The 22,420-nt window shown below is 38.0% G+C and carries 15 protein-coding genes; 1 reads left to right on the top strand and 14 read right to left on the bottom strand.

From position 1 onward, the window contains the following. Positions 1-18: 18 nt before the first annotated feature. Positions 19-507, bottom strand: a complete 489-nt coding sequence (locus tag ACRWSG_RS03435; RefSeq protein WP_054551777.1) for a hypothetical protein — start codon at positions 505-507, stop codon at positions 19-21. 109 nt (positions 508-616) lie between these two features. On the opposite strand from ACRWSG_RS03435, the gene ACRWSG_RS03430 reads away from it, so the two are divergent. Beyond that, entirely contained in the window at positions 617-1,147 is a 531-nt protein-coding gene (locus ACRWSG_RS03430; RefSeq protein ID WP_138601468.1) for a thioesterase family protein, read from the top strand. Positions 1,148-1,206: 59 nt separating this feature from the next. Here the strand turns inward: ACRWSG_RS03430 and ACRWSG_RS03425 are convergent, their stop codons facing one another. The 13 genes from ACRWSG_RS03425 to ACRWSG_RS03365 all read right to left on the bottom strand — a co-directional run bounded on the left by ACRWSG_RS03425 (position 1,207) and on the right by ACRWSG_RS03365 (position 22,246). Beyond that, positions 1,207-2,448, bottom strand: a complete 1,242-nt coding sequence (locus ACRWSG_RS03425) for a DUF642 domain-containing protein (RefSeq protein WP_054551960.1) — start codon at positions 2,446-2,448, stop codon at positions 1,207-1,209. A 241-nt stretch (positions 2,449-2,689) separates the two neighbouring features. Then, positions 2,690-4,084 carry a hypothetical protein gene (locus ACRWSG_RS03420; protein ID WP_462165618.1) on the bottom strand — a complete coding sequence of 465 codons (1,395 nt, stop codon included), beginning with the start codon at positions 4,082-4,084 and terminating at the stop codon, positions 2,690-2,692. Next, positions 4,018-6,780, bottom strand: coding sequence for a hypothetical protein (locus ACRWSG_RS03415; RefSeq protein ID WP_462165617.1), 2,763 nt, complete (start codon positions 6,778-6,780; stop codon positions 4,018-4,020). Before ACRWSG_RS03415 ends, ACRWSG_RS03420 begins: the two co-directional genes overlap by 67 nt. Continuing rightward, entirely contained in the window at positions 6,770-7,912 is a 1,143-nt protein-coding gene (locus ACRWSG_RS03410) for a hypothetical protein (RefSeq protein WP_462165615.1), read from the bottom strand. Before ACRWSG_RS03410 ends, ACRWSG_RS03415 begins: the two co-directional genes overlap by 11 nt. Beyond that, a complete protein-coding gene (locus ACRWSG_RS03405; protein ID WP_462165614.1) occupies positions 7,842-10,220 on the bottom strand; it encodes a hypothetical protein in 2,379 nt (792 codons plus the stop codon). The genes ACRWSG_RS03410 and ACRWSG_RS03405 overlap by 71 nt, the downstream gene beginning before the upstream one ends. A 98-nt stretch (positions 10,221-10,318) precedes the next feature. After that, on the bottom strand, positions 10,319-11,047 hold the full coding sequence (locus ACRWSG_RS03400; protein WP_462165613.1) for a hypothetical protein: 729 nt from the start codon (positions 11,045-11,047) through the stop codon (positions 10,319-10,321). Then, a complete protein-coding gene (locus ACRWSG_RS03395; RefSeq protein ID WP_054551773.1) occupies positions 11,032-11,778 on the bottom strand; it encodes a hypothetical protein in 747 nt (248 codons plus the stop codon). The genes ACRWSG_RS03400 and ACRWSG_RS03395 overlap by 16 nt, the downstream gene beginning before the upstream one ends. A 372-nt stretch (positions 11,779-12,150) precedes the next feature. Continuing rightward, a complete protein-coding gene (locus tag ACRWSG_RS03390) occupies positions 12,151-14,031 on the bottom strand; it encodes a hypothetical protein (RefSeq protein WP_462165611.1) in 1,881 nt (626 codons plus the stop codon). Beyond that, positions 14,018-17,131: a poly-gamma-glutamate biosynthesis protein PgsC/CapC gene (locus ACRWSG_RS03385; RefSeq protein ID WP_462165610.1), complete on the bottom strand. Its 3,114-nt coding sequence runs from the start codon at positions 17,129-17,131 to the stop codon at positions 14,018-14,020. Before ACRWSG_RS03385 ends, ACRWSG_RS03390 begins: the two co-directional genes overlap by 14 nt. Next, a complete protein-coding gene (locus tag ACRWSG_RS03380; protein ID WP_462165609.1) occupies positions 17,131-19,041 on the bottom strand; it encodes a hypothetical protein in 1,911 nt (636 codons plus the stop codon). Before ACRWSG_RS03380 ends, ACRWSG_RS03385 begins: the two co-directional genes overlap by 1 nt. A 9-nt stretch (positions 19,042-19,050) precedes the next feature. Further along, positions 19,051-19,185, bottom strand: coding sequence for a hypothetical protein (locus ACRWSG_RS03375; RefSeq protein WP_462165608.1), 135 nt, complete (start codon positions 19,183-19,185; stop codon positions 19,051-19,053). A 64-nt stretch (positions 19,186-19,249) separates the two neighbouring features. Next, positions 19,250-21,265: a CapA family protein gene (locus tag ACRWSG_RS03370; RefSeq protein ID WP_462165607.1), complete on the bottom strand. Its 2,016-nt coding sequence runs from the start codon at positions 21,263-21,265 to the stop codon at positions 19,250-19,252. Positions 21,266-21,592: 327 nt separating this feature from the next. Beyond that, positions 21,593-22,246, bottom strand: coding sequence for an OmpW/AlkL family protein (locus ACRWSG_RS03365; RefSeq protein ID WP_462165606.1), 654 nt, complete (start codon positions 22,244-22,246; stop codon positions 21,593-21,595). Positions 22,247-22,420 lie beyond the last annotated feature (174 nt).

Genomic DNA, 22,420 nt, shown 5'->3' with positions numbered 1-22,420 from the left:
GAAAAGCCAAGCTTTTTGCTACTGTTTGGTACCCATATCCTTGGTGACACCATCAATGGCAATATTTTTGATACCGTCATTGTCAAATTTGATAACAATACTTATGTTATTGCGGGCAAAAAAGTAATCTCGGTTATCTAGGCTTATAACATAATCGCCTTTGACTGAGTCGCTAAATTTGCGCTTTTCGAGTTTTAAGGAGTGATCTGCTATTTGCCAATTGAAGCCTTCAATAAAGCCATTATTAAACTCTTGTACCCAAACTTGTTGTTCGTCTTTACTCAGTGTAATCGCAACGGAGTATGACTCAGGCAAAGACATGTCATAGCTTTTATCACCAATAGTGAATTTTTCGGCAGTTTGTTGCCAAGCAAAACCAAATTTAAAATCTTTTTCCACACCCGTTGGGTATTTTAAAGTACCGTTACCTGGAAAGTTGAAGTCAGCATATGCTGAGCCGGTAAATAAACTTGCAGAAAATAGAGTTACCAAACTGAATAGTTTCATTAGGCTTATCTGTTTTTATAATAATATATGCACAGATTAGAGCAGAATATTCGCCTTAGCAATATGCTGTGATACACTTTGTGAATTATCAACTGGTTAGACCTTTATTGTGAATCTATATTTTCGACTAATATTATTGTTTTTTAAAATCAAACGTAATCGTGACTATCAAGGTTTACTCGACACGATAGATATTGAATTCAGAGCACTGCCGACTGATTGCGATATTAATTTGCACCTGACTAATTCCCGTTATTTAGCAATGATGGATTTGGCGCGCACTTGGATGACAGAAAGAGTAGGGTTGCTTCAACATATTATGAAACGTCGTTGGTTCCCGATCGTTAATGCGACTGCAATTACCTATATTCGCGATATTAAACCAATGCAAAAATACACTGTTAGTACGCGTTTAGTTGGCTGGGACCATAAATACTTTTACATCGAACAAAAGTTTCACTCTGAGCGTGGATTGCATGCGATTGCCTATGTACGAGGGGTATTTAAACGTAAGAAAGGTGTTGTGAGCGTTGAAGAAATGCTTGAAGTTGCTGGGTTTGAAGGTGTAGCTCCTATCTTGCCAACAGAAGTAATGCACTGGAAAGAAATGTTAGAGCAAAAGAAACTCACAAATAAGTGATACCCAAGATAAATAAAAAATGCCAGCTAAGCTGGCATTTTTATGGTTTTAAACACAGTTTACTCTGCAGCGCAAACTGCTTCACTAACAAATGTTAAGTCATTAACATGAGAAGGACCATCCATTACAAACGTTGCTTCTGCAGTGTTTTGGTCAAGTGAGTAGATTTTAGCATTTTCACCACTTTCGCGGCCTGAAACATAAATTGTACCATCATCTGCAATCGCAATACCTGATGCCCAATTTACACCATGCTCACCAACAAGTGTCAATTCTAAGCTACCTTCATCTAGCGTATAAAGTGCTTTACCTGTTAACACGTAAAGTACGTTAAAGTCATTTGAGTAAGCAATATCACCATCTGAGAAAGTATCACCAGGGTAAGATAGTTTACCAAGAACTGTCTTATCACCTGTTTCTAAATCAAAGTCGTACATATATGTCTTACTTGTTGCACGAAGAGCAAGACCATCAGCGGTGACTGTTGAGCGGTAAATAGGGAATGAAGTCGCATCAACTACTTCCGCTTGTTGGTTAGTTGCTAAATCTAAGCTGTAAATTTTAGATGCTTTGCTGCTCTTATCTAGTTGCTCCATGAAATAAAGCACACCGTCTTTACTTGCAATATTTGAAGCTGTGTTATTTAGGCCTGCAACAATAGTGACAGAGCTTGAAACTGGGTTGAAATGATAAACATAGCCCTCAGTTTCTGAACCGAAGTTATTAATACCATATAGACCTGTTTCAACTGCACAAGGTTCTGGAATTTCTGTTAGAGAAACATTATCAAGAAATGCGCCTAAAGAGTCTGATTTACCAGCACCAGCAAAGCTCAATACTGAACTAGTATCGTTTGCTTCTACAGTAAAGCTATATTTAGTCCAGCCTTTTGTGCTGCTATTAATGGTAGCTAATTCATTACCATTCCATAAAACTTTGGCAGCGTTTGTTGTCGCATTACCTTCAACACGAGCAGAGTAATAAAAAGTAAGTTCGTACTTTTTACCTGCTGAAGTAGCTACGCTCTGTGAAATTGAATAGTTAGCAGTTGAGTCTAGTTCCAAAAGTTGATTACCATCTTGAGCTGGAACAATACCTAATTTGTTAGTTTGTAACTCAAATTTAGCATTGTTACTACGGCTCCAGTTATCGATATTACTGAATAACTGCCATTGTCCACCATGGCCAGTTACTGTGTTATTTTCAAATGACCCGTTTTCAACTAGGTTTGTGCTTGCCATTGCCATACCAGATGCGATAGCTAAAGGTAACACTGCTAATTTAGAAACTAAGCTTTTCATGACAGTCTCCGAAGTTGTTAACATAAAATTAATATTTAATAGTATCATTTTACTGCTTTTTGCTGGTGTTTATCAAATAGGGAATAGATTTAAATTTATACTTTTTTAATTTTTCATATTAATCAATTGATTTTTAATAAGAATTTAGTTTGTAGGAAAATTCTGATTTTTCGATGGGAAAATAATAAAAACGCAAAGCAATCCTTTTGGGTTACCTTGCGCTTTTATGCTAGGTTAAAAGTTAATTGGGTTTAGATTTGTTAGCAAACCAGCCTGATTTTTGATTGCGGCTTAATTTGCCTAATATTTTTATCGCCTTTTCTAAGGTAATTCGCTGATCAGCTATATCTTTATAAATTTGATTTGCTCTTTTCTTACGTTTAACAGCTGCTCCTGCATCAAGAAATGACTCAACCACTTGATTTAAATATTGAATAGGCAATGCTTGCTGTTTCTCAATGTTATCTTCAGAACTATATGCCTCAAGTTTTTCAAGTAGATTAGTGATTTCTGCTTGGCAGAACTCATTCTGCGCCAAGTGCATTTTTTTCAATGTGCTCAAATGTTGTTTTAATGTGGCCACTTCTAACCTATTAAAGGAAACAATCATGTTGAGGTTTGTTAGTGCTGTTCTGAACTCCTTAGCTGTACATTGTTGGTCAAATAGATGTTCAAGAGTATGGTTTATTCGCTGCCACTGCTGCCAAGCGTAAACATAGTTCAAGCCAGCGCCTTTAATGTTTTGCATACCAACAATAACTTGATGGTTATTTACTAAACCTAATTGGGCAATTGACCGCGTTAGTTCATCAGCAGATAAACTACTGTTTTCATGTAACACAACGTTAGATTTTATTGTATTTACAATAACCTCTTTTAGCTTTTCGCTATTGTTAACGATATCTTGCTTAAGCAACTCTAATGTTTGACGTTGTTGATAAACAAATAGATTTTGTAAAATAGCCGATGCTTCGGCCTCATTTGAGTTACCGGTAGCATCTTTCAAAAGAGCGTTAATATTAGATTTCTTAAGCGAGTCGCCGTTTAATTTTATGAGCTTATTAGCAAGAGTTAGATTGTATGCGTCGCTCAACCGAGCAATTAATTGTTCTTCAGTTAAAAAGTTGAACTGAGATAAAAGTTTATTAAATTCTTCTAGATCATTATTTGCAATAATTTTATCTAATCGCTCAATGAGTGCGTTAATAAAGTAGCTATAAAACCCATCAACGTTTGTACCAATTACAACTATTTTATCGAAACGCAAATCGTGACTTAAAATATCTGCAAACACTTTTGAGCGAGCCACACGGTCATTTCGGTTATTGATTAAAGCAATAACCTGTTTTTTGGGGTTGTCATTTAAATCATAGATCCCTAACCGTTGCCAATTCTCTAACGTTGCTAAACGTTCATTTGCTGACATGCTATTAATAAATGATTGTTCTACTTTACACACTTTAGCTTTTTCAAAATGTTGTAAAACACCAATATCGGGAATGATTCTGGCCGATGTTTCTTTGTAAACATAGTCTCTACTTAAGCCAATATGCTGTGCCATTTTACAAACTAGCGCAATATTAGCTGGATGTTCTTGGTACGGGTATAAAGAACGTATATCGTCTGTAATTTGCAAGCCATCATCCAATGCACCTGGATCAAACTTGAGTTCTTCTGCTTGGCATTGACGTCTAAAATAGGAGCCATATTTTGTTCGCTGGTAAATACTAAGCTATTCTCGCCAATAAAGTGACTGGTTTCGTTTGCAACATCGATACCTGTCGGACCGAGTATATCTTCATGGTCTGGGTAGGCATTTGTTATGGTTGAGAAATTGTCTTTCATCCAGTTGCGAAGAATACGCACATAACGTGGTGTGAGCCCCATACATTCCCACAAAAATACGTCTGCTTTTACATTCTTAGCAAAGTGCAAAACATCTCCTTGCTCCCAAATACTGGCTTTATCGAATGGACGAAATAAGGGGATTTCAAACTGCTCACCACTTGCCCTTGCATAAATCATCGTAGCCTCACAGCCCGTTGTTTTACTTACTACTTTTAGACTTAAGCTGCTAAAAAGGGCCGCTTTAAGGCGTTCTGTTCCGGATTTCCCACGTGTTCCCCAGCCGCCAATCGATACAGGAATAAGTGCTCTGTCAGATTGAATCTGACGGCTTATTTTTATATGCCTCGCCCAAAAGTAAGCGATAAAGCTAATGACAAAAAATATTAGCTGACCAATGCTGTTTTGGTAAATTGAATACGCATACTCTTTAAAGCTTGACCCAATGTTAAAAATAAAGGGTGTAATTGCGAGCTTTTTATAAAGGTTAGCAATACCTGATTCGACAGGAAACGCTACATCAAACAACATTCCATATGGTTGGAAGTCTAGCGTAAAGCCCTTACTGCGAATGTTTTCTAGGTAGTGTTGTTGTTCTACTTCAGTACCATTTCGTAACTCATTCAATTTTTCGTAGTTCAATGAAATCCAACAGTATGCATATAAACGCTTAAATAAACTTGTTGGTGGTGAAACTATCAAAATGCCATCAGGTGTATAGGATTTAGCTGGCGCTTTTAAATTATCTTGAGACAAGGTACTTAATAAGAAATCAAGTAATGGCAAGTGTGGTCGTGAGCTAAATTGATGCTCATCAAAACGAGGCTCACCGGGTACTTCTGTCTGGCTTATCTCTGCAACAGTACAACTTGGTACATGCATAAATGCACTAGGCTTTCTGGCCTGTAAATGGTTATAGCTTTGTCTTTTTCCGGTACTAGGGTTCTTAAATTCATGCCATAAGCGCCAGATTCTAAAGCCACGCTTATAACCCAATTGCACCTGCCATGACTTTTTCTTCAGGATAACATTGAACGCTTCATAATGCTGAGCTTGTTTACTTAGTAGTCGGCCAAGCAAATCTTCATCTACTTCTTTACAGTCAATGGATGTGTCTGAACTTAAGCTCACCTCTAATTGTGCAACTTGTTGCTGATGCATAAAACTGACTAACTGTTCTCGAACACGGCTAATAATACGTTTTACTGCAAGGTTAGTTTTTTCTTCAAGTTGTCGGTTTAATACATTTATAAACGCTTTAAATATATCTTGAGTGTAGTCATGATTATCATTATCAACTTGAAGGTTAAACATGATCCTCGGAGTGAGTTCAAGTAATAGACGTTGTTCTGCAAAGTTATCAGTTTCCTCAAGGAGTTGTTGCCATAACTTAAAGCCTAATTGCTGTTCACTAAAGCGCGGGTCTGATAACTGTTTAATTAATGTTAGTCTTACAGCTGGGCTGTTTTCAAGTTGCATCCGCTCATTGAGTAAATCGGTTACACATGACCAAGGCAAAACGGAACATTGCTCTATAACACTTTGACGAACACGAGGGTAAGCATGTTTAGCAAGCAAAAAAATCAGTTTACGGTTTGCCTCATTTAAGGAAAACTGTTTGCTGATGATTTTGGCAAATGAAGTAATTAAAAATAACTGCTGGCGATCTACTTTGCCGTTTTTATCAACGTCCAGATCAATATGAGAGCGCATAAAGTAGCGAGTAAAAGTGGGTCTAAGATTAATTAGTATTTCTAAAATATCGACTTTTGCTGCGTGTGGTGTTGTTGGCTTCTCTAATGACTGTAGTAAGTTTTCAACTAAATCTGCATTAAACTCAGGATCTTCGACATATTCATTAAGCAAATTTACCTGATTAGCTAACGCTCTAAATAATGAGTTTCGTGTTGCTTCATTGTCTGTTTTTTCTAGTAGGTTTAAAAAGAAGCCTTCTAAATCGAGCCTTAACCATGACTGAGCCATGTCATTTTGGTGATTACGTAAATAACGGTTTGTTAAATCACCGAGCTTTCCTATCAAAAACTTTAATGATTGCTCAAGTTCAGAGGTTTTATCTTGGTAACGATTAATCATTGCCCCTTCATCAAACCAACGCTGAAAAGCATCTTGATCCTTTTGCAGTTGCAACTCACTTGCCCCTAATGTTTTTGCATAATCAAGGATATGAAATTGCCTCTCGGCTTTTAATTCCGCATGACTCAAACGCTCAACAAAGCGACGATGATCGCCATCAAGTTTGGTTAATTGGTTTTGCAGCTTATCAATTTTGTGAGTTAAAAAAGCAATAGCTTGAAGTAACAACCAATCATCTTCGTCATTATCATCTGGCTGGTTCTTTATGAGCTCCCACTCACTTAATTCGTTAACGAGTTGCTTATACTTTTGGCGATAAAGGTCTAACCAAAAATTGGCTATATCGGCAAATAGTAGAGACTCAAGGCGCTCTTTTAAAACTTTACTGCTCATAGTCACTCAGCTCTAACAAATGGTTAAGTTGAAGTGTTGGAAAAATAATTTCATCGTGTGCATAGGGAGCAAAGCCCGTATGCAAGTTATTGCCAGATGAAAACTCAACACTAATATTGTGGTTATTCCAAACCCAATCTTGTTGCCAGCTTACTTTAAGCCAGCCTTGTGAGAAGCCCCCTAAGTCAATCTGCTTTTGCCATGCAAAGCGAGAGATATATTGCCATGTGGCAGTAGCACGATGTTCATCAGCGAAGCGGTAATAACTATCTAGCCCCACCTGGAAAATATGGCCTTCATAATATTGATTCCAACTAGAGTTAAAACGTAAATAATCCAAGCTGCTCCAATCATCATTAGAACCGGAAGAAACACCAAAGTTAAGGTAGTTATCGACCCAGGGCTGATATCTATATTGGTAGAGCCCTAACCAACCAGATGAATGATTTTCTCTGTAAAAATTAAAAATACCTGAGTTAAGCTTATCATCAGCGAGGTAGTCAGCTAAATCAGCGCTGCTGTAGCGAACATAAGGAGTTATTTGCCATTGATGGCGATGCACTGAGTCTTGTCGCCATATTTGGCCAATACTAATGCTGGCATCAATCGCGTATTGACTATCAAATTGCTCTCGGCTCATTTGCCAGCGACTATTAATTTGGCTATCAATATACCAAGGCGTTGTTTCATCCTCCCAAGAGTAATATCCATTTAAATTAATAATATCAGTTTGCGTATCACTGAATGAGTAATATCCCTCTAACTGATACCATTGATTATCATCATTTATCCGAATTCTAGCGCCAATATCAGTTTCTTTGCGGGTGGGAATATCTTCAGCGCTTTGAAAAATTTGCTGTTGATCATAACGAGCAAAAACTTGCCAGTTGAGTTCATCTGCGTGTAGTTCTGTTTGCTCCTTAACGATTTCTACTTTTTCAGGCGCTTGATAGGTGATCAACTCTGGCAGGGCAGCTTTAGTCTGCGAGTAAGCAGAAATTTTATTGTTATGTTCGCTTAACTGCCAACTGTATAGGCGGACATATTCCAACTTTTCAGCTTTAACTTCGATTTTTCCTGCAGGATGAAAAAAGCGACGTTCTGTTCGTCTTTGTTCGTCGATTTCTTCCAACTTGATCAGCCTGTCGGTCCGATAAAGTTGCTATTAGCGGTGTGTCCGGTATTACCGTGTAGAATAATAACTTGGTTGGTAGCTCTAAGTGCTGCCATTTTCCGGCTAGATATTGTTCTGCTTCTATTGTTAAGTATTGCGATAGGTAAGGGTTGAGCCATCTAATACTGATTATGTTGTTATCGAGCTCTTGCTTAGTAAAAGTAAATGGCACACTTTGTTGTTGTGAAACTGACCAGGTTTTCAGTTCATTAGCTAGGCGAAGTGAAACATTTGCGACATTGTCTCGTGCTAACTCTGCAGTAGAGAAGTGAAATTTAAAACGGATTTGTTGTCCAGCAGTTTGAGCTAGATCAATATGCAAAGTATGGAATGGTCGTAACTGTAACCCTTGCTCTGACGCAGACAGGGTGTTAAGCAAGGTAAAACGATCAGCAAAGCTACTTTGTGCAGGAGCTTGCATTTTAAATAGTCGAGTTCCAGCATAATCTAGCATGCTTTCAATAGGTTGCCACTGACCAAAACTTTCAATTCTATTCTGAATGAAGGTCGATCTAGCTGTTGCTGGTAAGGTCTCTAGACGTTGCAGTAGCTGAGTGTATTGATTGTCGTTTAAACGCCTTTTGCTTAATTGGTATAAGCCATTAATTAATAAGTCATACTGTGATGCGGTAGGTGAATAAACTAATGACATAAAGTCTATTGCAGTCAGGTTATTGGCAGCATCAGACTGGTAGTCAAATTGAGAAACTAAATCATTAGGGAGCAGGCTTACATCAAGATATGTCAGATGATCAGCGCTCAAAGTCAGAGTTTCTCCGACTTGCAAGTTTATAATTAAGGTTGCCGATATAGATGCTAGTTGCTGATTATCTATAAACTGAATATTTGCTGGAATATCACTAAAAATTGGCATCAATTTATGCTGATATTGGCTATCGGCTTTTAGCCAAGCCGTTTGATATTCACCATTTTGTTTCGCAGCTACCCGAGCTTTGATCGCTAAATGAATAGGGTGCGTAGCAGTAAATTTCCACGGTTTCTTATCACTTAGCACGGTATTTTGTATTTTGCCTTGTCCATCAATAAGTCCAGCTTGCTCAGCTGTTACTAAGTGGTATAAAGGGTCATTTTGTTTAGTATTTGAAACCAAACTTTGAAAATTTAGTGCTGCGAAACTTGGTTCTGCGATGTTTTGCTGATCAGACTGATGAGCTAGCCACGTCGCTAAACGATTTTTCTGCTGTTTAACAGCAAGCCTGATCAAGATTTTTCTACAATTGGAAATTGACGATAAATTACCAGCGCACAAGGCAAATAGTTTGTAGTCTTGATGTTGCTCTTGGTAAATTTTAATCAACTCTAAACTTGCAAAATGCTGCAATTGAGCCTGTTTTGCACTTTTGTATAAACCTTCTAGATAGCTATTTGCTAAATGAAATTGTTTTTGCTGCCTCAAAATATCAATTCTTGCTTGCCATGCTTTTTCCGCAACTTGATGGTTACTATGCTGGCTTAGCTTTTTCAAAAAGCGAAGGGCATCCAATGGCGCAGATTCTGCTAAATCATTAGCAGTCATTAGCAACTGTTCCCAATCTGTTATGTTTAATTGCTGCTGTGCGGGTGTATAAGGTTCAATTGAAGCTAAATAGTCCGCATGCTGCTTGTGCAAGTAGTTTTTAATAATCAGCTCTGTGGTAGGGCTCTTTGCACTTAACTTGTTCGGCTGCTGGTAGAGTACTTCATCCATGGGGATATCAGCTAGAGTTCTTGCGTATAGTGCAAAATCAATATGTTCCGTTGTGTTTTTAAGTGCTTGTATAGAAAGTGATTTTTCTTTTAAAGGCACAGAGAGTGTTAATGTTTGAAAGTGTTCTGTCGCTTTCAGGTTAACTAGCCAGCTTTGCTCACCTGCGGTGAATTTTAATTGTGTGTCATTGTTACTTTTTGCAATTAGGGTAAGCCAAGGCGTAGCTCGTTCTTTTGCCGTTAAATCAAACACTTGTGCAGATTGAGACAGAGCTGTTAAAAGTCTAGTCTGATGATTGATACGAGGGGAAAAATGGTGATCGACTAAACGCAGCTCAGCAAGCTCAGTGATGGTTTCACTTTTACTTTCTACAGGCAATTGGTTTCGATAGCTGCCAACAAGTTGTGAATCGATGCTCATCATCGAAAGCAAGTTATAGTACCGCTTTACGTTAAGCGGGTCATTTTCAGAAAAAACAGTGTTACTTAACGGCCCCAACGAGTGCTCTTGGTAAATTGATTTTAAATGATCATTGGCAGTATTTAGCCAATATGGCATTAGTTGCTTTTCTTGTTCTTTTGCGGCTGCACCTTCATCATAAATTGCGCGGTGGCTTTGCTCTATTTTAACCAGTGAATTTGTTGCGCTTTTAATGGTTAGGTATTGGTCGCGTCGATAGCCAAATAATCTGAGTTAACTAAACCAACATTCTTATCTGAATATTCAACAGCGAGACTATTAATCGTATTCACTTTTGCTGTTAAAACGTTATCAACATAGGCGTACACAACACCGTTTCGATCAGGAAGTTGCATATTCTGCCTAACAGATAGCTTTAATTTTTTTGCTGCAGGAAAAAACAGCGTAACTTCTTCATCTTTATGCAGTTGATAATAACGCTCATTGCCTTGCTGTGTGGTCAATAAAACAGATGGTTTTGCTAGTTTGAGTGCACGTCGAAAACTATCTCTTTTTGCTTGATAGTGACCGACAAGAGCCCTAAAGCTAGCGCTTTCGTCAAGGTGATTCTGAATGGCAATTATACGATTATGGCCTGTTGCCGGAAGCTGGCATCGTTTCGAATTACAAAGTAGATCCCGATGAACTTGTAAACGCTGCTGAATGTATTGTGTGTTTCCGGCGCTGATAATAAATTGATTTAATAAATCGGGATTTATCTCAAGCCAATGGCCTTCTGGTAGCCATAAATACTGATGCTGCTTGGCATCAAATTGCAACTCTTGAGTAGACGTTAAAGGGGCCAGTTTTGGCGTGGTTTGTAACCAAATAGGGGGCTCAAGAACCGCATGCTCAGGCTTAGCAGCATACACCATGTTGATGCTGAATAATGTAAAAGTGACTAAGGCTATTATGATATAAGGCATTGGCTAAACTGCTTTAAAAGTTGGCTATTAGTTATTAAACGCTCACGCATTTGACGGCTTAACTCGATATGAAAAAACTGGCTATTAACAGGCGCCATGTCGGTAAGTATATTTTTTGTCCCTCCGAGCTCAAAAACATCACGACCAAATAGCATAACATTAGAGCCTACTTGATTATTTAAACATTCAGATATTTTTACAGTTGCTTTTGACGGTGTTTTAGAGCCATTGCTAACAATGATATCTGCATTACGCCCTTGTAAAGTTTTTCGCTTTTCCTTTGCAAACCCATGTACCTGATAAATAGAAAAAGATTCTACAGTCTTAGCATAGGCAAGAATAAATGCATTCGCACTACTAACTTTGTATTTGCCAAAATCGAGTTTATTATTACTTTGATCAAGGGTATTTCTATGTTTTGAATTTGTGAGTAACACCTGACATTCAGCAAACACTGCCTTGGCTATTTTTAGCGTGTGTTTATCAAAATAGCGATGAGGTGCATAAGCAATACAGTTATTACCAGTCTTCTTATAATGAATCTCGCCACCGGAGGTAATTGTTTTTTTTGCTTTAAAAACACCATCCTTGTAATTGAAGTGTGTTAGTTCAGTGTTCGGTTTTAATAGCCAAGCATGAAAATCTTCTGTTAAATCATGCAAGCTAGTTTCCTCGGCACTGCATGCCGCCATAAAAGTGCAAAAAACCAGTAACATAGCATTAATTTTCATTATTCCACCACCTTACTTTTTGCTCTTGAGCAGGGTATTCATCTAGAATAGACAGCCAGATTGTTTCTGATGACTCGATTGTTATTGAGTGTAAAGTATCTATATCACTTGATACTAAGTGCGTGACACTTGGATAGCTATTCAGTCGGCTATTCTTTGGGTGAATCAAAAAAGCATTAATTAGTTCAGATGGATAAAGCTGATATTTTTGCTTTTTAATACTGTATTCGCTTGTGAGTCCTGACTTGTATTTTGCTCTTTGTTTGACACTAAGTTCAACGGGAGCCTTATTATTTGATTTAGCAACTTTGAAAACAAGACTAATAGGGCGCTGATACTTATCAAATCTGAGTGTTAGAGGAGTCTTTTTATTTAGTTGGTACAGGCGTTGTTTAACCCAATACGATTACCATACCAATTTTGATACATTGAGCGAGAACTGTCTTGGATTTGCTGTAGTTGTGAAACAGATAAATCCGCCATATTAGCTTCTTTAGCACTATTACCCTTTAAACGATAAATTAGGCTGTTATCTTCAGAGTTAATATACGGCGTATAATTATTCTTATTATAAATACCGTAGTTAAAAACCTGAGCGGGTTGTTTAGGTAAATAGTACTTATTGGGGCTTAGTGTCAGTGCTACATTTGAAATTGGTAGCTGATCAAATAGTTCCCTAGATTGATAGTATGTGACTTGTGGATCTAACTCTGCTGGTGGCGTGAAAGTCCGAATATTCGAAAAGTGCCCCATCAATGTAAGTTCATAATGATTATTGGCGCGCTGTTCATACCACGCAGCGATATCATGAAAGTTTGTAGGTGATTCTGTCACCAAGCCGTGAGTTAAGGTTCTTTGGTAGTTAAAATCAGCAAAGCGGGATTTCAGACGAACATAGACATCTTTATCTGCCTTGACTTCGACTCGCCTTGCATTCTTTGGCGAGCGCAAATAGTAAGTTACTAACATACCAACATCTTGACGTTGCGTGTTTTCGGCAATCAAACGATCAAACTCTGAAGCTTGTCCTTTCAATGTCACAGAATAGCTCTCGATTTGCTCGTTACTTTCATCAAACAAGGTGACATTTAGTTGGCTTGTTTCAAGAGCTCGAACTTCAATATTTAAATGGCTTTGCGATTCAATATCAAAACTGACAGAGGATTGGTTGTTAGCCAAGTAACTGCCTGAGTAACTAGTTAAGATTGCATTACCAGATAATGTTCGCCATTGCGTTAATAAATTATCTTCGCTGCAGATTGTGACTAAGCCCGGGTTAAGAGGCTCAGTTTGATAACTATTAGCTTCGTCTATTGCACTAAAGTTTACAGGTAAAGGAGGGGAAAACTGTAGTTTGTCATACCAAATTAACGAAGGAAGCAGCCCTTGTTTGTCTGTTTTGAATATCAGGCTATCGGTTTCCTCTAAGCGAATACTCGCGCAAAGACCCGGTTTCGTGAAATAAGAGCCTAGATCATGTTGCTGTTCACTAAAGTCATATGTGACTACATTGTAGGGTAAACTTTCATACAATATGTCTGATTTAAAATCTATGTCAGGAATTCCCTGTGGTGCAATCTTTTGCCACCAAAAGGCCATCGCATTTCTAATCTCTCCATCAGTTACAGTATTTTCTCCCATAGTAAGGTAATCAGTTGCTCGTCTGCGTCTTTCTAAAAGACGCTTTAGCCAGCTGTTAAGCGGATCAATATTTTGTTCTGGAGTTTTAGCGTGGACCCTAACAACCACACCCTGTAGGTTAGTTTGTTCAGGAATAAGGGTTAAATCTAGGCTCGCAGCATTAGGGTAATCTTTAATAGGTAAATAAAAAGATTGACCAGATGCGACGTTCAATGATTGTTTGTTTTCGATTATTTGTTTTACTTGTTGCTCTTGCGAGTTTGTAACCAATTTAGATGCATGATGGTAAACCTTGTCTAAAATGACATCTCCTTCTTGATCATATAGCACGTATTTAATTGCATAATTAACCGGTTGTTCAAGTACAACTGACTGATCAAACACGGCATTTGATAAAATGCGTAGTGAGTGAGTACGTTGATTTGAAAACGTAAACTGTAGTGGCTTTTGACTACTAAGCCACTGTACATTTGAACGTGTTTCTTGACTAGTACGCGCATCAATGGGTTCAGCGGAATTGATCCATACCATTATGTTTCGTGAGAAATAAAAAAGTGCCACTAAAGCAATTGTGATTGCTAAAATAGCAAGTAGGCGTTTAATTAAGTACATATGCGCCTCCAGCCATAATGCTATTAAATAAGCTCAGATCAATAAGCTGGTTATTGGTTGGATTGTAGATTGCCACAATATCGTTATTGTACTTAATCATAAGCGCGTACTTGTCTGCATTTTCCAGCTTAATGGTGTGTAAAGAGCAGTCTTTAATTTGCTCGCAGAAACCGCTTAATGATGTTAAACGCTGATGAGCTATATAGTTTTTAACGAGAGTTTGAATTCGTTGCTTTTCTTTAGTCGAGATTGCTTGCCAGTTTAGTGGCGACAAGGTAGCCAGATTTATAGTTTTTACCTTTGTATTGGTAGATATTGCCAATAATCGTTGCAATACGCTGTTTTGGTCGATTGAAAATTGTTCTTTAAAGTCTGATGCCAGCCATAATGTTGCCAGCTCACTATTGCTATTAAATTGTTGGTATCCTGATTGAGGTGAGCTGCCTATTTCAAGACCTCGCGTTGATTTTTGTCCTGATACTACTTGATATTCAACCCCTAAGTTATTCAGTTTTCCGTCGATTTGTTTCATTAGTGGCGAGGCCACATCGCTGATGCGCGTAGCTGAGAATGCAATTGCATTTGGGCGTACCCATGACGGCGCGCTATGGCTGCGGATTTGAATGTGTAAACTAGGCTGATTAGCTGTAAAGCGCAAATAGCTTTGATGAATAACATTAAATAAAGAGTCAATATTATCAGCCCCAAGTACATTAGCTTTAGGGTGCGCATAAGGGTGAGCCCCCGCAATTAATAAATTGGCAGTGTTTGCCTCGGAGAATAATTCAGCTGCAAAACTCAGCGTATTACTTTCAAATAAAGGCCTTGGTACACTGAGTGTGATAGCTTCATGAGCAGTCAATTTAAAAGCGTAAAGCCCTTGTCCTTGTGAGCGTGCTTCATTATTTTTAAGTGGGCTTAACAATAGATATCGACCACTGCTATTGTTGATTAGTTGCAATTGATAGTTAAGTAGTTCGGTTGTGCCATTGATTTGCTTTAACTGATTAAGCTTGTCTTCTGTCAGTGGGGCATTACCTATCTGTGTAATTAATTTATAGAGTGGCTTTAAAACTTCATACTCCCACAGCGCTATTTGGCTTTCTGATAGAGGTTGATACTCAAAACTACCTTTTTTACTAATTTGATAAGCAAACTCGTCAACAATAGTATTTATTTCTTCATTGATAACGCTAATTTGGGGGGTATTGTACTTATAGTTATCGCGATAAATGTTAGCCAAAATATTAGTATAGTTAGCACTATCTAAAAATAGTTCAAGCATAGAGCCCGAGTAATTCGCTGTTGGCAAACTGCTTTGTGTTGCTGCACCAAAATAAGTTGCCTCACTGCCTATAAATTGGTGAATGTCTCTTTGGCTAATTGAAGTTGGTAGTTGGTTATATATCCAATATTGGCTGTCGAATTTATTAGAAGGCTTTTCAACTAGTGCTGCCGTGAAGCGATTAGCTTCTCGAATTTGTAAGATTTCGTCACTTTGTAGTGCGTCAATGAAAGCTTGATAATAAAAGCTTTGTTGATCTTCCGTTGCAATCGTCTTTTGTGGCGTTTTAGCAGTGCCAAATAACATTGCTTTATTATTCATATGTTGAAAAATCAAGCTTGCAGAGTCACTCGCTAGACTTTCTGTAATTGGATAGGGAATAGTTATCAACAAAGGAGACTTTGGCGTTTTATTAAAAATAAATAGCCCTCTTTGCTGACTTTCGTAGGTATCTACCAAGTAAACATATTGCTCATCACTTTCAAGCGAAAAACCCAGCTCGCTAAATAAATAACCAAACTTTGCTATGGGTTGCTTGTTCTCAAGTGCTTGATTTAACTGGTAAACAGCATACTTAAAATCATTAATTGCTTGATTAGCTTTATAACTACTGACTGTTACTTTATCTGTCCGAGTTGTGTATAAGTAGCTCTTATATTGGCTTACTTGTTGATTTAAGGTGATGACATGTGGATTGTCGATATCTGAATGTACATCCTGATTAGACAGCAAAGAGGGCACTAACATCACTAAGAAACCTACAGTAATAGCGAAAATGCCGCCAATTACCGAAGTTTGAAATGTTGCTCTGATTACTAATCCAAGCGCATTCTTTTGATATATTTTTAGTGCCAGTAGAGTTGCAAGCATGTAGCCAAATGCAAATGTGTCTGTCACTTTTAGCGTAGGAAAATACCAAACAACGACATAATTCAGTATTAACTTATAGACAAAGCCTATAGTGAAGAAGAACATTAATAGTCTGGCACCCTCAATGTTCGCATGTCTTAGCCGAGTAAAATGCACCAATGAGCTACCAATTATTAAAATAACGGCCGTTTCTATAAAAGAAGTTAAAAGCTTTGAAGGCTGAGTTAATTGCAGTGCAAGTAATGCCGGTAGCATTATTCCATTGAACTCCCAGCCGTACTTTATATTTGCTCTGGAAGCAATAAATGCAGTGATGACTAGTATGATATATGCTTTTGGTGCCGCGATGATTGAAGCGGCAACGGCTTCGTACATAATGCCCAAATTAGCAATACTAAAATTAGTAAAAGGCATTAAGACAAAACGAACTAGCAAGAAAGTGATAAGTAATTGAATGAAAGTTACTTTAAGCCCGTACTTAAACCCTCCGTTCCACATCACGTTCGATGTTAGTGCGATAATAATAAGGCCTAAAGAATAAAGCTGAGATGCATAATCAAAAGTAATATCCCATTGGCTTAACTGAGCGGCAATTAAAGGCCAAAACAATGTGTCCATGCAGACACGCACAAGAATACTAAGCAAGATTATGGCGAAAAAGCGATCCCGCCCAAACATTTCTCCATAGCCAAACTTTTCCATCATATAATGAGCACTAAAGCGCATTAATGCATAAACAACGATTGCCTCGATAATAATAACCGCAGCTGAGGTTGGGCTAATAATCAGTAAAGGGACTAGGTAGCCTGGTACAACAAGCCCCGTCAGAGGGAAACCAAAACGCAAATTTAACAAGCAGACGACCGCAGTACCTACCCATACGGTAGTAATAACAGACTGGCCTAAGCCTGTGCCTGCAGGAAAAAGCGCGAGTACAAAGTCCATTAACTTTGGTCCTCTTTAGTGGCTTCTTGCTCGTCTATGACAGCATGGTTATCAATAAATTCAAATAAGATACCTGATACTTGAAATGGTTCGCCTGAGGCAGTTTGCGAACTGTCGGTGTTCAGTGCTTTAATACTTAGCGTATAGTTTCGGTTATTAAGTTTGGCAGGTAAACTTATCTCAGCTTTGTTTAACGTCACATAACGAAGTTTGCCCTTGGCAACCTCAGTATCCAGTTTGCAACAGCGGCATAATAGATCTAATGCAGTCATCTCAAAGACAGCAATTTGATGTTGTTTTGCAAATTGCTCTAATGCGGCATTCGTCTGAATAACTTGGCCAAATAAGTTAAACAAAATATTAGCAGAACGAGTGTGGCTGAATACCATTTCTAAAGTTGTCATTTTTTGCTCCATTTCATCAATAGAGCGCTTAACTCGCTGGCTCGTAGGTTCATGCAGTCTCAAGTTAAGTAGTTGGTTAATTAGAGTTTTATTTTTTCTCTCTGTGGCTTTAAAAATATGGTAATGGAATAGCAATTCAGCGACTTGAGCAGCAAATCTATTAACATTCTTTTCAAAGGCTTGTTGATTGAACTGCGTATTTGGGATCACTGAAAGTGCCCAGAAACCGCGTACATCACCGGCATAAACAAGCGGTACCATAAATTCAATTTCATTCGCACTAACATGTTTAAAAAAAGGTCGAGTTATTTGCACAATCCCCAATGACTTTAACGCATTACTGTAGGGCGTTCGTTGATAATCTCTGCGCATTTCTTGTATGTCATCTAAATTACAATTCATTGCACGAATTTCTACAACTCGGTGATCATCTTCTTTGCGAGCAAGGAAAATTGATTTCTCTAAGTCTAATTGTTGACTAATTAACTGAATAATAGGGTCCCAAGGCGAAGCTTGATCTATAAAGCTTTGTGGTATGAAGCGTCCCATCATCTTTTGTTGGATATTATTTACCACAACATTAAGCTCTGCATCCTCTGTTACTTTGCGGACAACTAGGATCCAGAGAAGGGTGATAAAGGTAAGTATAATGTACTGGCCTATTGGGATATAAATCTGCATTGATTCAACGAAAAAATAACCAATTGTGCACCAGACAAAAATACTCATGAAGGCAATGAAAAATGAGTAAAAGAGTGATAGTTTCTGAAAACTAAAAAGCAGAACCACCACTAAAATTAATTCAATAACAATAGAGTAGGTTGGTTTTAGCAGTGTTACTACAGTGTTCTTATCAATACTGTCAGCCATGTAAGCCGTGAGTAATAGTGGGTCATGTAAGCCGTTAAGTTTTGGCGCGTGTATTTGCACGTTAAATGAGGAAGCTTTTTGACCCACAATGATGACTTTATTTTCTAATTGTTCACTCATAACATCAAAGTTAAGCACTCTTTGAGCACTAAATTTTGGTAAAGCGGCCACGGCGAGCTTAAAGTCAATCAAGGCTATTTGATTATTTTCATAATCAAATATTTCTTGCCAAATACTTATGCAATTCAAACCCTCTTGAGAAGGAATTTGAATCTGATAGGTTGCCCAAGCAATTACATGAGGGACACAATAGCTTTTGTTTGAGTACGGATAGAATACATTGTCTATCGGTAAGGGCTGCAAAGGTTCATCGGCTAAGACAATAATCGCTTTTGGTTTATAATCATGAAGTTTACTTACCAGCTGCTGGTGATTATTGCTCAAATTATCACTGTTGACTAATACGATATTAGTTTGCTGTGTTTGACCAAATGGCTCAAGTGCTTGGTATAAAAAAGCATTACTTGCCTGAAATAGGTTCAGTAAATTGCTGAACATTACAATCGCAAATAAGCTAACTGTTAACCAAAACGCACGTTGGTGCCTCAATCGTAACAATTGTTGAAATACAGCCACTACTCCTCCTTAGTCAAGTAAAGTGAAAGTGAGCTTTATACTCGTATCATTACTTGCAGAGACTTTTAAAAAGTCAAATCCATGCATTTTACTGGTTTGCCATTGCTTATTTTCAAGACTGATTGGGTTTTGCCAAGTGATCATCGCGATATTGTCTAAGCGCGTTATTGCTTCGCCATTACTTGGCGCATATTGTCTAAATTGAAGCTTAATACCACGAGGCGGTAAGTTTTTTGTAATTAAGGGTAAAGTCGTCAGAAGGTAAGCTGAAATCATGGCTAAATACTTGCCACGAGTTATCACCTCCGTTGCTGATAACAACTTCATTTTCCGAAAAAGTAAGGTCATCAATTTCGGTTGTATAAGTCAACAAGCTTTCTAGCTTGCCACCATTCTCAGATTGTAAGTAGCCATATAATGAGAAATCTTTACTCAATAATGGCGCCCCATTTTCGTCAATCAATTCCATCACTCGCATAGTGTGTCTAAAAGGAATGATTGAAGGGGTATTGTCAAACTCATCGCGGCTAGAGCAAAGAGCTTGAATCCCAGCGTAGGGTTTATCGGTGCAAGGAAAAACGCTATCACTAGTATGATCCCAGCGACTTACCTCAAAAGCTTCTGAGTCGTTATCCCAGTCTTCGAAATCGCCGAATACCATGATGTCTCGGCCTAAAATACTATTGCTAAGCTCACCACTAGTCACTTCAATATTAGACAAGTATGCAGCGGATGATGGTGCATATTGACGTAAGTCAATTATGTCACTGCTACTATCGAGTGTAACGGTCACTTGTGAAGTACGCTTTGTTGCTTGGTCTTTAGAGAAATATACTTCAGCATAATTGTCACGCGGTATTAACGTTACCGAGTCATCTGAGAACTCTGCTAGACGGCGCACTAAATAGTTACTTAAAAAGCCAGTGGTAAAACGAGGCTTGTAGTCTTCAATGTAAATAGGGTAAGCAAAGGCACGATTTACTGTTTGTGTGTCTGCGTTTAGGTCAATCATCACCGCAACACCTAATAGAGTGTCTAATCTAGGTTGATCAAACACAAAGTTACCTAAGCCGAGTACTGCAGGAATATCATTATAAACAGCAAAACCCTGAGCAACGTGAGGGTGATGAGCTATTAATAAATCAGTATTTTGCGAAGAAAGAGCTTGGAACCGACCGTCTATATAACTTGTTGGCGAGTAACTATATTCATCACCGCCATGCATTTGTGCAATTATAAAATTATTAGAATCAAGCGCTTGTAGAGTATCATTTACTGCATTTGCATTGGTAAGATTTGCCGCTCCTCCTTTACTCTGCTCTGCAACATAATTAAATTCATGCTCATCTCCAGTGATAGAGGTTGCAGCAAAAAGTGTTAAGTTAATGTCCCCAAGACTAGCATTCACGGGTGCAAGAGCGTCAGTGTCATTTATTCCAGCACCACTGTGTAAGAACCCCGCATTTGCAACTTCTATAAGTGTGTCTTCAAGACCCGATTGTAAATAGTCATACACATGGTTATTACCGAGCCCCAAATAATCAACGCCTATGGCTGAAAGTCCTTGGAGTGAATCAGGTAAAGAAAAAAAGCTAAACTCTTTTGTTGGATGAACGGTACTAGGGTTGCTTGTTACTGGTGATTCAAAGTTAACGGAAGCAAAGTCTGCATTTAAAAATAGCTCAGCAACATCGGCAGTAATTGCAACACTATCTGCCCCAGCTGTTTCAGGGCGAATAAGTGCATTTTTAACATCGGGGATGTTTGTTCCCATAGTCGATAAGCTTGGATTTAAATAACGGCGTCCAAACATAGTATCTCCAGCAAAAATCAGGCTTTTACTGTTTTGAGCTTTTGTTTCTAATTGTACTTGAGAAGTTGCATAATTTGGTTGATTAACGATAACCCCTGCTTTTGCAAAGTAACCGTTTTGTTGCACCATTAAGGCATGGTTACCATAAGGCAAATCGCTAATGTTAACTTTGCCATTGGCATCTGATGTGTAGCTTTGTCCTGCGACTTTTATGACAACATTGCTTAAATTGGCTTTACTCTCATCCACCACTGATAGGGATAAATCAGCCTTACCAGCAAGTAAAGTTTCTCTAGCACTGATGGAATCTTGTTTTTGCTCTTGCGGCTTATCTTCATCAGGGTCTTTCACTTTACATGCTGTTAAGGTTAAACATGAAATTATAAGTAAATAGTTGATAATCTTTTTCAAAAGGCAAGCCTCGTTATCATTTTTTTTACATTGTATAGGTCAATATTATTATTGCTATATTGTATCTTTGTTGGTTATCGGGAACAATAACCGCTGGCTCTGAAAATTCAGATATTTCTTAGTCCGTTGAAATTTAGCAAAATAAATACGTCTTAAATTGAAGTTTAGCTCAAAAAAATGTTTTTTTTCAAAAATATAATTTGTTTACTAGGGTTTAACAAATATGATGCCAGAGTTAAAGAATAAATTTGTAATCGACTAAATGAAGATGAAAAAAAAGGCCATTAAATGGCCTTTTTGTGCGTATGGGCTTTCACAAAATGAAAGTTAGAATTTGTATTTAACACCGAACATAGCAACAACTGGGTCAATTTCTACCGTTGAAGTTAATGCCTTTGCGCCGTCAGCATAAACTGTTGCGTCTGTATCGATGTCGATTAGTGAAACCATGCCATGTAGGTTCCAGTTTTCACTCATCATGTAGTTAAAACCAGCTTGAGCTGCAAAGCCAAATGAATCATCTAGTTTCACTTCTACATCGTCAGTACCTAATGTTGCTTTTAAAGCCGCAGAAGGTTTCTCATCAAAGAAGGTTGTATAGTTAATACCTACACCCACAAAAGGACGGAACTTATAAGTTGAGTCTAAGAAGTGGTACTGGGCGATTAGTGATGGTGGTAATTGCTTAATATCGGCAATTTTATTGCCCGCTAAGCCACCAGTTCCTTGAACATCATGGCTAAATGGTGTCGCTGCAACTAATTCAAGAACCCAGTTGTCATTAAAAGAGTAATCAATCGTAATACCTAATTGGGTATTGTCATCGCCACGAAGTCCTAACGTTGGCGCTTCATTGATTTTTGAGCTGTCGTTATCAGGGTTTACATTAATTGCACCTACATTCACGCTTAAGTTTGCGTTTGCAACAGGAGAGAGTGCTAATAGTGAAGTAAGTAATGCAATGCTTAATTTAGTTTTCATGTTGTTCTCCGCGAACTACTTGTCTTATTTGGTTGAGGCTATTATTACTAAGTTGCAGCGGACAAAACCTGTTCTAGATCAAAGTTTCAAAAATGTTTGAACTAAGTGAAGCCATTTTTTGATTTAGATTAAGTTTTTAAATGGGAAGATCAAAAAAAGATTGACTCTTATTGA

This window comes from Pseudoalteromonas sp. GB43 (assembly GCF_054923805.1).
This window is presented reverse-complemented; position numbering and strand designations above follow the sequence as displayed.

Coding starts and splice junctions, on each gene's coding strand:
- ACRWSG_RS03435 (WP_054551777.1), bottom strand. CDS start 507: ATGAAACTATTCAGTTTGGTAACTCTATTTTCTGCAAGTTTATTTACC.
- ACRWSG_RS03425 (WP_054551960.1), bottom strand. CDS start 2,448: ATGAAAAGCTTAGTTTCTAAATTAGCAGTGTTACCTTTAGCTATCGCA.
- ACRWSG_RS03415 (WP_462165617.1), bottom strand. CDS start 6,780: ATGAGCAGTAAAGTTTTAAAAGAGCGCCTTGAGTCTCTACTATTTGCC.
- ACRWSG_RS03405 (WP_462165614.1), bottom strand. CDS start 10,220: ATGCCATATTGGCTAAATACTGCCAATGATCATTTAAAATCAATTTAC.
- ACRWSG_RS03400 (WP_462165613.1), bottom strand. CDS start 11,047: ATGCCTTATATCATAATAGCCTTAGTCACTTTTACATTATTCAGCATC.
- ACRWSG_RS03395 (WP_054551773.1), bottom strand. CDS start 11,778: ATGAAAATTAATGCTATGTTACTGGTTTTTTGCACTTTTATGGCGGCA.
- ACRWSG_RS03390 (WP_462165611.1), bottom strand. CDS start 14,031: ATGTACTTAATTAAACGCCTACTTGCTATTTTAGCAATCACAATTGCT.
- ACRWSG_RS03385 (WP_462165610.1), bottom strand. CDS start 17,131: ATGGACTTTGTACTCGCGCTTTTTCCTGCAGGCACAGGCTTAGGCCAG.
- ACRWSG_RS03375 (WP_462165608.1), bottom strand. CDS start 19,185: ATGATCACTTGGCAAAACCCAATCAGTCTTGAAAATAAGCAATGGCAA.
- ACRWSG_RS03365 (WP_462165606.1), bottom strand. CDS start 22,246: ATGAAAACTAAATTAAGCATTGCATTACTTACTTCACTATTAGCACTC.